Consider the following 13,434-nt stretch of genomic DNA (forward strand, 5'->3'; position numbering starts at 1 on the left):
CACGCTCAGTGTGCCGGCGCGGTCTGCATCTGGGGCGTGTCCGTCCCACGTCCCGATGTCGGGCTCGCTGGTGTCCAGGCCCGGCGCGTCTGTCCGGCCATCAACCGTGGAGGAGCCGCGATGACTCACAGCTGGACAGCCTGGATCGTCTTGGAGGCGATGCCATACAGGACACCTGATATGACCTCGAAGCTGCCTGCGGAGGAGTCGCCGGTGGCCAGGCGCCACGCCGGCTTGCCGGTGCGGGCGTTGTAGGCCCACATTGCTGAATCGTGTGCGACGATCACGTCGTCACCGGCTGCACAGGGGGCCGACCAGCAGGTCTGCAGGCGATCGGTGCGCCACAGCTTCTCGCCGCTGTCCGCGGACAGCGCGAGCACGTAGCCGCGCTCACCCCCCATGCCGAATAGGTCGCCAACGCCCTCATGGCCAAGTCCCTCTCCGGAGGTGAGGAAGACGCGCCCGTCGTGCTGGACGGGGATGGGGCGGCAGACGTCCTTGGTGACGGTCCGCCGCCAACGCTGTTCACCGCTTGCGGCGTCGAAGGCGGCGAGCTCACCACGGTAGGTACACACGTACACCGTGCTTCCGTCCTTCGTGGCGGTGATCACTCCGTCCATGGCGTCCGCCCGCCACCGGCGTTCACCGGCTTCGGTGCTGTAGGCACACAGCCGGTGCTGTTCGTCGAGCAGGTAGACGGCGCCACCGTCCGGCGCGAGAGCGACGGCGTCCTCCTGGCCGAAGGCCGGGGCCTTCCAGCGTGCCATGCCCGTGCGCGGGTCCAAAGCCCCGACAGAGCGTGTGTCAGCCTGCGCGCCGGCGAGCTCGCCGGTGCGAGCCAGGAGAAGCTGCTGCTTCGGCAGGGCCGTGAAGATCCGGGAGGGCGGGGCGCTCCAGCGCTCGCGCCCGGTGGCAGCGTCCAGGCCGCACATGACTCCCGGCGCGAAAGGCCCCTCGTCGCCGGTGCTGGCCATCAGGTGGACACAGACGGTGGAGCCGAGTACCACGGGTGTCCACGGAGACCCGGCACCCACCGGCCCCGCGGACCACAGCATCTGCCCGTCCTCCGCCCGGTGCGCCCGGACCACGCCGTCGTCGGCGACCTGGTACACGGTGCCACCGGCGACGGCGATCGGGCCGCCTTCCCGGTACTCCTTACCCACCTGCACTCTCCAGCCGCCGCGCCCGCTGGCGGCATCCACCGCGAGGAGGCGGGGAGGGTACCGGGTAGAGGCGATCAGTCTGTGGCCGTCGCGAGCCACACCGGGGCGCAGGTCATCGTCGGCCTCGAAGGTCCACAGTGGTCTCCGCAGCGCCGGGGCGGGAACGCCCTCATCGCACAGGAGTTCCCACCCCGCGTAGGTACCGGCACCCAGGACACCGGCGGCAGCGAGAAGGAAAGCCCGCCGCGACGGGCGCCGTATGTTCGGGTTCAACACCATTTCGAGTTCCTTGGTCTTCGGCTGTTTCGGACGGTTCAGCGGGGTCCAGCGCGGACCGGATCCCTCCCTTACGGCTGTCCTCGCCCGCGGTCGGCCTGCGGGACCCGTACGCGCGCAATGGTGCGGGCGCGGAAGCTTGGGGTGTGACGATCAGTGCCGGGAACCTCGTGGGGCGGAAGGCATCTTCACCGCGCCGGCTGTCCTGTGCGCTGAAAACCGTCTGGGGACCGTAGCGGGAGGGGCGCGTGCCGCTGGAACCCTTGGAGTTCGGGCTCACCGCAGGCAGAAGGCTTGGCGGCTTGGAGCCCAACGGCCTGGTTGACGCGGACTTCGGATGGTGGGGCCGGGGCGGGAGCGATGGGCTCGGGCGAGCACGGGGCTGCTCGGCAGCGGGTGATGAGACGAGCCAGTGCTGCGACAAACTTTGCCATGAGGGCTCCGGTGAGCAGCCCTGCCCCCATGACCAGTCGTAGCGCGCCGTGGGCGCGGCCGCGCGCCCGGGGGCAAGCCGCAGGGAGGCGTTCCGCCTGTGCAGTGGCTGCTGGCCCGGGCAGCACGTCAGCTCGCGGCGTGGTGAGCCACCACGGTGCCTTCGTCGATGGTCAGTCCGGTGTAGCCGTTGACGAGGATGGGAGCCAGTTCGGGTGAGGTACGGATGTCGGCGCCGGTGCGCGAGTTGAGGGCGATGGGCCCGTTGTCGCGGGTGGTGCCGTAGACGCGGCCCTTGTAGACGGAGGTCACCTCGGGTGCGATCCGGTTGGCGGCCGGGTCCGGGAGCTGCCATCGCATGTCCCCGGTCTTGGCGTCGACGGCGAAGACGCGCTTGTCCGGCGCCTCAATGGTGTGGCAGATGGTGTTGTCCAGGCCGTCGAAGGTGCACTCGCCGCTGAAGTGCCCGTCGATGTCCTTTGCGACCTTGCCCGTGCGGACGTCGATCAGGCTTGAGGCCGGCTGGCTGGCGAATGCCACACCAGGCCGGGTGTGGAGGAGAAGGTGGGGGCCTGCCGCGGCGACTGTCGCCTTGTAGTCGGCTTTCTCGGCCGTCCACCGGGTTTCGCCGGTGTTGAGGTCAAGGGCCTTGAGGCGCGTCTCGTCGCCGGTCTCCTTCACCCTGCCGGCGATGACGCCGTCGACGACGGTGGAGGCGTCGAAATGCTTGTCGGTGTAGAGCGCTTTGTGGCGCGGCCGGAAGGTCGAGAGCACTTCGCCCGTTGCTGTGTCGACTGCCTGGAGGCTGTCGGAGGCCGCCACGTAGGCCAGGCGCTCGTGCAAGGTCACCGGCACCGTGCCGACGATGCGACCGCCCCAGATGCCGCCCCGTTCGACGTAGCTCGCCTCCTGGGGCAGCGCCGGCCCCGAGGTGCGGAACGTCTGCGGCGGCTCATAGGCGCGGCGTGTCTCTCATGCGGGGGCGCCGCTGTTCTCGCCGCCGCTGTGTGATCCTGGCAGCGGGGCATCGCCGCTATCGGATCCGCATCCCGTGGCCAAGAGCAGCATGCCAGCTGCACACGCTGCGGACCACGCCGTGGCGAACCGTCGGGCATTCACGTACTTTCCCCCTCTGTATGTTCCCAGCAAGCCCTTCGCCCGCCGGCTTCGTGGCGTTGATGCCGCGGGTTACTTCTCGGCCTTGGGCGCCACGTCCGCGGTAGTGACCGTGGCGCGTTTGCCGTCCTGGACCTGCTGCAGGCGCTTGAGCGTCGCGGTGAGCATGTCCTCGACGCCCGTCGTGTCCTGCGCCATCCCGTCGGCCGTCACCCGGATGGTGACCACGCCCGAGCGGCTGAAGCCATGAACGGTGTTGCTGCTGAGCCCGGGGTTCATGACGAGGGTGGTTTCCTCCCCCACCGTCTTCGTGGGGGCCTTCTCCTTGTCCTTCTCGGTGCCCTTCCACTGGGTGTAGGCGCTCTTCGCGTTCTCAGGAGTGTCGAACAGGCAGATCGCCACCTCCATCATGTTGCGGGTGGAGCCCTGGAAGAGGTAGTCGGCGTCACCGGCTCGCACGAAGCCCTGGGGAGCGGAATCATCCTTGGGGCCTGAATTCTTGCAGTACTGCCCCTCTCGCTCCGACTTCTCCTTGTACGGGTCCCAGCCTCGGAGTATCTCGCCCTGACCTGGCAGAGCCTGTGTGATCTCGCCCTGGCCGAGCTGTTTGGCAATGGGCTTGCCAGCATCGTCTTCCGAGTTCGAGGAGGAGCAGCTGGTGAGGGATACCAGTCCCAGGACTGCAGTGAGGGTGGTTACGGCGATGCGTGCACGTGACATGGACATACCTTATGTTGCGTTGATCGATGAGGAGATAAGTCGGCTTTGAGAGGCGGCAGGCGTCAACCGCAGCACCTGCGTCGTGGCCGGCCGGCAACAGGCCCGGCTGATGGGATGCGGCGTTCAGACCACGGCGGCGAAACAGCCGGCTGCCTGCCGTCTGGCATCCATCTGGTCGAACAGCGCCTGCTCCACCTCCCGCGCGGTCAGCTCCCGCGCCGCTTGGTCCACCGGCAGGCCACGCGTGACAGCGCGGCCCCGCCACTGCGGCCGCTGAGCGTCGAGCTCGCTGTGAGTCGCCGGCTGCCGCCCGCATGTTGTCGGCCACGGCAGCCGCGGTGCGCAGGGTGGCCCGGTAGTAGCGGTCGACCGCTTCGGGGACCTGGTCCTCGTGGCATTCGCCGCACACCGGCGACCGTGTCCCATCTGTTCGGGTGCCCCAGACGCAGGGGCGGCAGTCGTGTTCGACCAGCACGCCGCAGAACAGGCATGGGTGCGGCTCGGTTGTCTCCAGGAAGCCGATGCCGAACAGGACAACGGACATCACGCTGGTCTCCTTCTACGCGGTGCGGTGGCGCGGTGTCCGCCGCAGCGGCCGCCGGTGGTCGAGTCGGTCCTGCTCACGCGCCGGCCGCGGGCGGCAGGCTCTGCAAGACGGCGGAGAGCGCCCGGGTGTCGTGCGGGGCGATGCAGACCAGGAGGTGCGCCAGGGCCTAGCCCGTGGGTGCCGCTCAGGCGGTCGGTGCGGGCGTTCAGCCAGGCGGCCACGGCGTTGTGCAGCGCCCGCCGGGTGTCCGCGGTCATCGCCGGCCGGCGTGAGAGCCGGCGTTCCTTCACCTGACGCTCGTCCAGGCCGCGGCGGGCATGCGCCGTGTTGCGGCACCTACCGCCAGGGCCCGGCCCGCATGCCCGGCACCGGACCCGCGCCGGGCCGGGCCGGGCCGGGCCGGTTGCACCCGGCCGCCCAAGGCGAGACCAGAAACCCGTCAATCGAAAGCAAGATCACCTTCTCTTCCTTCATTTCGAAGACGCCAGGGCGCGGCAGCGCCTTCGATACCGGTATCCGGAACGGGAACGAAGCCGTGCGAGAGGCCCTTGCCGAAGAAGCCGGTGGCCTGGTCCAGGCCGGTCCGCCTGCCTGGCCACCGGGCCCTGCCGGCTGAGGGCCAGGCTGCTGACCCGCCGCGCGGCAGGCCTGTAGCGCAGCACGTGGTACGTCACATACGGCGGGCAGCTCACACTGTCATGGGGAGTGCCGGTCACAGCCACGGGCGGGGCGTGGATGCCGTCCAGGGCAGTGCCCGGCCTCGAGGAGGAACGCGGTGTCGCACAACAGGCAGGTTCCATTGCTGTGCGGGAGTGTGCAGGGCGTCCTCAAGAGCGGTGCGGGCAGCGGGAGGCAGCGGGCGCAGCTCCTCGGCCGCCTTGCTGCGGACCCGGCGGTGTCGCGATCAACGTCGTGAGTCGGTGGCACGTGATGGCGCGGCAGGCCCGCAGGACCCGCAGGACCTGTTGGCTCCGGGTCCGGTTGCGCCCGGATGCGGCAGGTGCTCCCCGGCCCCGGCGGGCGGGCCAGGGGGCGTTGTGCAGTGGGTTCCGGTCCGGTTCCCGGCGGCGGGGGTCCACCGGGAACCGGGCCGGAGCCCACTGCACCCGCACCGGGAGCCGCGACGGCACCGGGAGCCGCGACGGCACCGGGAGCCGGGCGAGGTAACCGGGTACGTCATCCGTCCGGCGGGGAAGGGGGCGCGGCACCAGCCGGCCGGCCGGGCCGGGGAGACGCCGGCCGCGCCCCGTGCAGTGTCCTGCCGGAGCAGAGGCCGGTGCCGGCGGGCCCTGTATCTCCCGCAGCGGCCGGCCGGGCCGGGCCCGTGCCTTGCCTGTTCCGGTGCGTCACGCCGGACGGTGACCGTAGGCGACGGGCCTTCGGGGATCCCGGGCCGGCTTTTACCGGGCGGCAGCCGCGTGGATCCGGGCGCTCACAGGCGTTCACAGCACTTGTGTTTCCTCCCGGGCCTGGTGCGTGCCTGCCGTCCCGGGGCGGAGGTCCGTGCTCTGCAGGGGGCGTCGCCTGCCGGTTGCCCAGACGGCCAGGGCGCAGGCCGCGAAGCCGGCTCCCAGGAGGCTGGAGGCCGCCCAGCCGTGGGCGGTGAAGACGGCGGTGGTTGCGGCCGCGCCGAGGGCGGAGCCGAGCGAGTAGAAGGCCATGTAGCTGCCGATGACGCTGCTGGTGCGGTCCGGGTACGCGGCGGTGAGCAGGTGCTGGCTGCTCACGTGCACGGCCTGGACCGCGAAGTCGAGAACCACGATCCCGGCGACCAGGAGCCATAGCGACCACGTCAGCTGCGCGATCGCCGCCCACGAGAGGATGAGCAGGACGAGCGCGAGACCGGAGACCGGGACCGCCCGCCCCGCATCCGCCCACCGGCCCGCACGGGCCGCGCCGAGCGCACCGGCGAGCCCCACGATGCCGAACAGCCCGATCTGACTCTCGCTCAGGTTCCACGGCGTGTCCGCCAGCGGCAGGGACAGCCCGCTCCACAGCGTTCCGAACGAGGCGAACAGGAAGAACGCGATAAGCCCGCGCGTCAGGAACGTGCGCTGCCCGAACAGCCCGCCGAGCGAGGCCACGGCCTGCCGGTACGCCGCAGGCCGCTGCGGGCGCTCCTCCGGCGGCAGCACGGCCAGGACCAGGGCCGCGAGCGCGAGGGAGAGCACCGCGAGCACGGCATAGATGCTCCGCCAGCCCCACACGTCGGCGAGAGTGCCGGTGACGACCCGCGCGCCCAGGATGCCCACCACCACGCCCGAGGTCACCACACCGATGTTGCGCCCGCGTTCGGCAGGCGGCGAGACCGACGCCGCGTAGGCCACCACGGTCTGCACCACGACCGCGAACAGCCCGGCCACCGCGAGCCCCGCGAACGCCATCCACGCGGCCGACGCCGCAGCCGTCAGGACCATGCCCACCGCAGTGATCACCAGGTGGACGGCGATGAGCCGGCGCCGGTCGGCCACATCACCGAGCGGCACCAGCAGCAACAGCCCCGCCAGATAACCGAACTGACTGGTCGCGACGATCCACCCGGACAGGTCCGCCGACAGACCCAGATCGCGCCCCATCGGCTCCAGAACCGGCTGCGCGGCATAAATACTCGCCACAGCCACACCGCAGACCACCGCGAGCAGTAACCGCCGCCACGCGTCCATCGCACTCCCACCCCAATCAGTAGCAAATTGCAACCACTTTGACCGTACGGCATGATGGTTTCAATCCGCAACTCATCGGGAGGTGTCATGCCGCGCACCATCACGCGCGCCCCGGACCCCGGCTCGGCCGACCCCGAGTGGACCGACCCCCACTGCCCCGTCGCCCGCACACTCGACCTCGTCGGCGACAGGTGGAGCCTTCTCGTCATCCGCGACGCGATGGACGGGGCACGGTCGTTCACCGAGTTCCAGCGACGCACCGGCATCGCCCGCAACATCCTCACCGACCGACTCCGCAAACTCACCGCTCACGGACTCCTCGCCCAGCGCACCGCACCCTCGGGCCGCCGCCAGGAATACGTGCTCACCGACGCCGGCCACGACCTCTTCCCCGTCATCCTCACCCTGCGGCAATGGGGAGAACGCCACGCCTTCACCCCCGGCGAGAGTCACTCCACCCTCGTCGACCAGCACGGCACCCCCGTACCGCACATCACCCCCGCCGGCGCCGACGGCACCCTCCTCGGCGCCGCCACCACCCACGTGCAAAAGGCCCAATAGCACCTGCAGAAGGCCTGGAAGCACGTACAGAAGGCCTGACCCGGTAGCACGTGCAGAAGGCCTGACAGAAACCCCGGTAGAAGCCGGTAGAGACCCGGTAGAAAGCAGGCCCCGGCGTGGAAAGGCGCACCGTATGCGTCCGGCAGGGCCCGGGGAGACGGTGCGCTGCCCCCGTGCGAGGGCCGCTGCTGACGTGTTGTTGCTCGTGAAATGACGACGCGCCGGCGCCGCGCGACCGGGCCGGCGCCGGCCCTGAGTGCCGGAGTGCCGGGCGGGGGCTTCCATGAGCCCCGCAGACCGCTACGGGTCCGGACGCGGCCACGGCTACGGCTACGCCTACGGCTGCCGGGAGGGGTTGGTGGCGTCGCGGAGCAGGGGCAGGGGCCGGGGCCGGGGGCCACGGCCGGCGACGTCGCTCCCGGGGGCTGCGGCCCTGACCGGCGGGCTCTCCTGCCACACCGGACTCTCTCGCCGCACCCGGATCGGGGCCGGCCGCACCCGGAGGACCGGGGCCCGCACCAGCGCCCCCGGTCCCGGCCCCGTCCCCGCTGCACCCGGCCGCGCTGCCCGGCGCGCCGCCGGCCTCACGCGCAGCCGGCCCTGCGGGTCAGGCCCTGCGGGTCAGGCCCTGCGGGTCAGGCCGCGCTACCCGGCCTGACGGGTCAGCCGGTGCGGGCCAGTTCGGCGCGCAGCAGGTCCAGGCCCATCGGGCCCAGGTCCAGGGCGCGGCGGTGGAACTGCTTGAGGTCGAAGGCGGCGCCGTCGCGGCGGCGGGCCTCCTCGCGTGCCTCAAGCCACACCCTCTCCCCCAGCTTGTAGGCCAGGGCCTGCCCGGGGCGCCCCAGGTACCGGTCGATCTCGAAGCCGGCGAAAGCCGGGGCCAGCCCGCAGTACCGGGTGAGGAACGCGCGGCCCAGGTCCGGGGTCCACCGCTGCCCCTCGTGGAAGCCGGTGCCCGCGGGAATGGGCAGCTGCAGATGCAGGCCGATGTCGAGCACGATGCGTGCGGCGCGCAGCTGCTGCCCGCCGGCCAGCATGCCCAGCCGGTGCGCCGGGTCGGCGAGATAACCCAGTTCGTCCATCAGCCGCTCGGCGTACAGGCCCCATCCTTCGCTGTGCCCGGGGTGCAATTCGCACGCCAGGCGCTGGAAGCGGTTGAGAGTGGTGGTGTTGAGGGTCGTCACGCCCAGCTGCAGGTTGGCTCTGTACACGGGAATGGGAGTCGTTTGTCGACGACTTCGGAAGTCGCCTCCCGTGTAGTAAGCGTGATCAATATCGATGAGTTCGGGCGTCACTTGCAACCCAGCGGGCGTTGTCCCTGCCAGCACCCAGCACCCAGCCGCCTCGCACGAGCCCGATACCTGGGTTTGGTCCGAACCCGGTCTTGGTGGGTCAGCGGGCGAGGGAGACGGCGAAGGGCTTGAAGCCGTGCCGGCGCAGGATGTGGGGCACGAGCAGGATCATGGCCTCGGTGGCGCGGGCTGTGGTGATGTCACCGAGGTCCTCGATCCGTTCGGGCTGCCAGCCCAGGTCGCCGAGCAGGCCGGTGACGGTCCTCTTCGCGTGTTCGTCGTCGCCCGAGAGATAGGCGGTCGGTGGGGTGGCCAGGGTTTCGGGAGCGGTCATGACCATGAACAGCATGGTGTTGAGGGTCTTGACCACGCGGGTGTCGGGGAGCGCGGCCTGGAGCTTCTCGGCGAGGCTGCTGCCGGGATAGCACAGGTCGCCGGGCAAGCCGTCAGCGGCGTCGAAGGTTGCGTTGGAGACATCGATGAGGATCTTTCCGTAGAGCTCGGTGCGCAGGTCGGTGAGGCGCTCCAGGGAGCTGTCGCCGGGCGTCGCGTTGATCACGATGTCCGTGGTGCGGGCGGTGGTGCGCTGGTCGGCGAAGGCGATCCGCGGGGCGAGCCCAATGGTGCGGGCTGCGGTGTCTTCGGGGCTGCGGCCACCGATGATGACATGGTGTCCGGCTGCGGAGAGCTTGCCGGCGAGGTTGGTGCCGACGCGGCCGGCGCCCAGGATGCCGATGTTGGTCATGCGGTGATGCTCCTTGCGGTATGGGGGTGGAGAAGAGCGGAGACGTCCGGTCAGGCGATCGGCGAGAGGACCTTGAGGGCGGCGCCGTGGATGCCGGGGGCGGCGGCCAGGAAGTCGCGGCTGCCGGTGTTCCAGGGTTCGCCCGTCAGGTCGGTGACGGTGCCTCCGGCCTCGGAGACCAGCAGGGCGCCGGCGACCAGGCCGGAGCGGACGTCGGAGAACTGCCAGAACGCGTCCATGCGTCCGGCGGCGACGTGGATGAGTTGCATCGTGGCGGGAACGGACACACGCACGACCAGGCCGTTGACGAGCATGGCGGTGACGGAGTCACCGATCCGCCGGAAGGTGCGCTCATCCTCGCCGGGCTTGGCCTGGCCGGTGCCGATGAGCGCGGCGCCCAGGTCGGTCTTGGCGGACACCTTCAGGGGTCTGTCGTTGAGTCGGGCACCGCCGCCGGCGACGGCGGTGTAGGTGTCGCCGGTCAGCGGCAGATGGACGACGGTGAGTACCGGCCGGTTGTCGCGGACCAGGGTGGCGGTGACAGCCCAGTCCTCCATGCCGTGGACGTGGTTGATGTTGCCCTCGGCAGGGTCGACGACCCACCACTCCCCGGGCGGGAGCGCGCCGCCGGCCAGCTCGTCCTGGGCCCACTGCGACCCTTGCCAGGCCCGCAGCAGCGGTTCCCGCAGCACGTCCAGCACCGCGTCGTCGTTGGCGTGGATCTCGCCGACGACCTCGTCCAGACTCACGCCCCGGGCGTGCGAGGTGCAGCGGTCGCGCAGCGTGACGCCAGCGGCCTTCACCGCAGCGGTCACGTCGGACAGGATCGTCGCGCCGGCGTCGAAAGGCATGGCTGCGCTCATGGTGGGCTCCCTGGGATCGGTCGAAGCGGGGCGGTTGTCTCACCCCCGCACTTCGAAGGTAGGGCCCTCTGACCATTAACAACAAGTGCATGCTTGTCACTTGTAGAGTTACTCTCATGCAACTGGATCTGAACCTGCTCACCGCCCTGGACGCCCTGCTGGAAGAGGGCAGTGTCGCCGGCGCTGCAGCACGTCTCCACGTCACCTCACCGGCGATGAGCCGCTCCCTGGGCCGCATCCGTAAGGTCACCGGTGACCAGATCCTGGTCCGCACCGGCCGCAGCATGGTCCCCACCACCCGCGCGCTGGCCATGCGTTCCCAGGTCCACGCCCTCGTGCAGCAGGCCCACCAGCTGCTCTCCGCGCAGCAAGAACTCGACCTGGCAGCTCTGGACCGGGTGTTCACCGTGCGCTGGCACGACGCTCTGACCGCAGCCTGCGGCACCGCCCTGACCACGGCCGTCCACCATCAGGCCCCCGGCGTCCGGCTCCGCCTGTCCGCCGAACCCGGGACGGACGACGCCGAACTGCGCCGGGGTGAGGTCGACCTCGAATCAAGCTCCAGCCCTCCGACGCTCCCCGACATCCGCCACCGCCTCGTCGGCAGGGACCGGCTGATCGTCACCGTCCGCCCAGGCCACCCGCTCACCGAAGGACCTCTGAGCCTCGAGCGCTACGCAGCCGCCGAACACCTCACCGTCTCGCGGCGCGGAAACCTGCGCGACCCGATCGACGACGCCCTGACCACACGCGGCCTCGAACGACGCGTCATCGCCGCCGGGCCCACCGCCGCCTTCGCCCTGCAACTCGCCCTCGACACCGACCTGGTCGTCACCCTCCCCGACGCGGTCACCCGCACAGCCCGGGAACAACTCGGCCTGGCCACACTGCCGCCGCCACTCCCGCTGCCCGACGTCCCCCTGTACCTGCTGTGGCACCAGCGCCACGACAACGACCGCGCCCACACCTGGCTGCAAGACCTGGCCACCCAAACCATCCAGGCACTATTCACACCACCAACCGCCTCTCAACAGCCCCTCACCAACCAGACCGGGCAGTGACAGATACGCCCGTGACGGCTACGCCCGGGGAAAGGCCTACGACAACCGACTTACCGCTCTCGCGAACATCACCTATTCGTGCGAGCATGCGACTCCCCATCTCACGTCGAAACGACGTCGTAAGTCGCGTACACAACCAGCACGATTTGTTCATCCAGGCCGGGCTGGTGGGGCCAGCCATGCAGGGTGTGGGCGAGGTGGCGGCGGGCTTCGGCGAGCAGGTGGTGGCGCTTGAACGCGCCGCGCATCACGTACACCACGGCGACGGTGTCGACGGCGGCCAGGGCGACGTCGACCACCGGCCGCACCCAGGCCCACACCGCCGCGGCCGCAGCCCGCGCCCGTTCCGCCAGCCGGTAGACGGTGCCGGCGCCGAACACACCGATCACTGGGCGTGGAGTGGGCGTGGAGTGGGCGTGACCAGCAGCCGGGCACAGGCCAAGATGGTCTGCGCCCGATACGGAGCACCGGCATGACCGACCTCGGCGTACGCCTGACCGGCGCCAGTCGGCTGCGACGGCCTGAGCCCCATCGCAGCGAGCCCTGCCACAGCCCGATGAGCTGCGGCAGGGCTCGCTTGCCCCCTTACGGACCGCGTCGTTAAAGACACCCTCAGCCACAGGCCTTGGCGGGCGGCGTGACCGGTTCGGGCCCCGCTCCGACGAACGTGTCGGCCCAGTCCCCTACCGCCCGCTGGTACGGGACGGTATTGGTAGCCAGATTCAGGTCGTGGCCCGCCCCGGGCTGGACGTACGTGTGCAGGCAGGCCGCAGATCCGAAGTACGGACCCTCCTGGGCCTTGAGTGCCGCCGCGCTGGCACAGTTGCCGCCCAGGGAGTCGCAGAAGAATCGGTCCTGGTCGCCGACGGCGAGCAGGACCGGGTGCTGGATCTGACGGGAGTACGGCAGGAGTCCGGCCACGCCGAGACCGTCGGCCGCCTCGACCGGGCTGAACACGTCCTTGGTGGCCTCATCTGTGGCGAGCACCGCCGGGTCGGTGGTCGCGGGGGCGTAGAAGTCGGTGCCCCGGGTGTCGGGCCTCGTGGTCAGGTATCCCGGGTCGTAGGATTTTCCAGCGAATGCCGGGTCCAGAGCCGCAGGGTAGAAGGACGAGGTGAAGATGTCCACGACCTTCTGGGCGACGATCCGGTGGGTGATGCCTGTGAGCACCACGGCGTCCGCGTCGTTGTAGGTGCCCGCTTCGATGACGCTGATCAGCGAGCCGAGCGAATGGCCGCCGAGGATGACCTTGCGGACGGCCTTGCCGCCGATCCGGCCGCCGCGCAGGGCCTGGATCACCTGGTGCACGGCCCCGGCTTGGATGGACGCGGTGACCAGGGCGCTGGGCGGGCGTGAGCTTGCGCCGGTTCCAAGCCGGTCCACGACGAAGGTGGCATAGCCGGCACCGTTCATGGCCTGGCGGAAGTTGTACGTCTGGGGTTGGTACGGGAAGTCCCAGTAGGTGTGGTTGTACGTCGCGCCGGGCACCAGCACCATCGCCGTGTCGGCCGTACCACCCTCGGGCACGCACAGGGTGCCGTACATCGTCGCCGACACGACACCGGTGACGGGGATGTCGGCGCCCTGGCATGAGGCCGACGCTGCCTGCGCTGCCCCGCTGGGCACACACACCGCCAGCAGCGCAGACAGCCCGAGAGCACACCACACTCGCACATGGTTTCTAAATCTGGTCACGCGTGCCTCCATATTCCGTAGTACGCCGGCCAAGGTCTGCCGACCTGAGCCGAAGACAGAGACATGCGGGCCACAAGTCTGCCCCCCTACCATCCCGAGGGCTCCAGCACCCATCGGGAGGAACACTCCCGCGCATGTGGGCCCGCCGGGCGATAAGCAACACTGCGCCCGTAGTGCGCGGTTGACCAGAGCAGGGGAGGGGTTGTGCAGGGGGGCGCGCCCGGCGTGCACGGCGAGTGCGTGGCGCGTTCGGGGGACCGGAATAGGGGGTGTCTTTAACGGTTGTGTCACGCGCCCCGA

At 70.4% G+C, this 13,434-nt stretch carries 10 protein-coding genes and 1 pseudogene; 2 read left to right on the top strand and 9 right to left on the bottom strand.

The features are described 5' to 3' along the window. Positions 1 to 125: 125 nt before the first annotated feature. From IE241_RS33250 to IE241_RS33265, 4 genes are all read right to left on the bottom strand, one after another. On the bottom strand, positions 126 to 1,442 hold the full coding sequence (locus IE241_RS33250; RefSeq protein ID WP_190025604.1) for an outer membrane protein assembly factor BamB family protein: 1,317 nt from the start codon (positions 1,440 to 1,442) through the stop codon (positions 126 to 128). Positions 1,443 to 2,000: 558 nt separating this feature from the next. Beyond that, on the bottom strand, positions 2,001 to 2,726 hold the full coding sequence (locus IE241_RS33255) for an outer membrane protein assembly factor BamB family protein (RefSeq protein WP_190025605.1): 726 nt from the start codon (positions 2,724 to 2,726) through the stop codon (positions 2,001 to 2,003). A gap of 333 nt (positions 2,727 to 3,059) precedes the next feature. Then, positions 3,060 to 3,446, bottom strand: a complete 387-nt coding sequence (locus IE241_RS34540) for a hypothetical protein (RefSeq protein ID WP_229900201.1) — start codon at positions 3,444 to 3,446, stop codon at positions 3,060 to 3,062. Between the two features lie 2,250 nt (positions 3,447 to 5,696). Beyond that, entirely contained in the window at positions 5,697 to 6,917 is a 1,221-nt protein-coding gene (locus IE241_RS33265) for an MFS transporter (protein ID WP_190025607.1), read from the bottom strand. A gap of 87 nt (positions 6,918 to 7,004) precedes the next feature. Between IE241_RS33265 and IE241_RS33270 the strand changes: the two genes are divergently transcribed. Next, positions 7,005 to 7,478: a winged helix-turn-helix transcriptional regulator gene (locus tag IE241_RS33270; RefSeq protein WP_190025608.1), complete on the top strand. Its 474-nt coding sequence runs from the start codon at positions 7,005 to 7,007 to the stop codon at positions 7,476 to 7,478. A gap of 662 nt (positions 7,479 to 8,140) precedes the next feature. Here IE241_RS33270 and IE241_RS33275 read toward each other — a convergent pair. From IE241_RS33275 to IE241_RS33285, 3 genes are all read right to left on the bottom strand, one after another. After that, positions 8,141 to 8,689 carry a DUF885 family protein gene (locus IE241_RS33275; RefSeq protein ID WP_229900203.1) on the bottom strand — a complete coding sequence of 183 codons (549 nt, stop codon included), beginning with the start codon at positions 8,687 to 8,689 and terminating at the stop codon, positions 8,141 to 8,143. 181 nt (positions 8,690 to 8,870) lie between these two features. Beyond that, the gene (locus tag IE241_RS33280) at positions 8,871 to 9,569 is read right to left on the bottom strand and encodes an NADPH-dependent F420 reductase (protein ID WP_268254445.1); all 699 of its coding nucleotides are present in this window, start codon (positions 9,567 to 9,569) and stop codon (positions 8,871 to 8,873) included. Further along, positions 9,566 to 10,378 carry an inositol monophosphatase family protein gene (locus IE241_RS33285; protein ID WP_190025610.1) on the bottom strand — a complete coding sequence of 271 codons (813 nt, stop codon included), beginning with the start codon at positions 10,376 to 10,378 and terminating at the stop codon, positions 9,566 to 9,568. The genes IE241_RS33280 and IE241_RS33285 overlap by 4 nt, the downstream gene beginning before the upstream one ends. A 116-nt stretch (positions 10,379 to 10,494) precedes the next feature. On the opposite strand from IE241_RS33285, the gene IE241_RS33290 reads away from it, so the two are divergent. Then, the gene (locus IE241_RS33290; RefSeq protein ID WP_190025611.1) at positions 10,495 to 11,439 is read left to right on the top strand and encodes a LysR family transcriptional regulator; all 945 of its coding nucleotides are present in this window, start codon (positions 10,495 to 10,497) and stop codon (positions 11,437 to 11,439) included. Positions 11,440 to 11,558: 119 nt separating this feature from the next. On the opposite strand, the pseudogene IE241_RS33295 reads toward IE241_RS33290, so the two are convergent. Together IE241_RS33295 and IE241_RS33300 are read right to left on the bottom strand one after the other, a co-directional pair. Further along, positions 11,559 to 11,825, bottom strand: a pseudogene (locus tag IE241_RS33295) (MobF family relaxase); the annotation flags it as partial. A 226-nt stretch (positions 11,826 to 12,051) separates the two neighbouring features. Next, the gene (locus IE241_RS33300; RefSeq protein WP_229900205.1) at positions 12,052 to 12,996 is read right to left on the bottom strand and encodes an alpha/beta hydrolase; all 945 of its coding nucleotides are present in this window, start codon (positions 12,994 to 12,996) and stop codon (positions 12,052 to 12,054) included. Positions 12,997 to 13,434: the final 438 nt, after the last annotated feature.

The organism is Streptomyces hiroshimensis (assembly GCF_014650335.1).
Taxonomy (GTDB): domain Bacteria; phylum Actinomycetota; class Actinomycetes; order Streptomycetales; family Streptomycetaceae; genus Streptomyces; species Streptomyces hiroshimensis.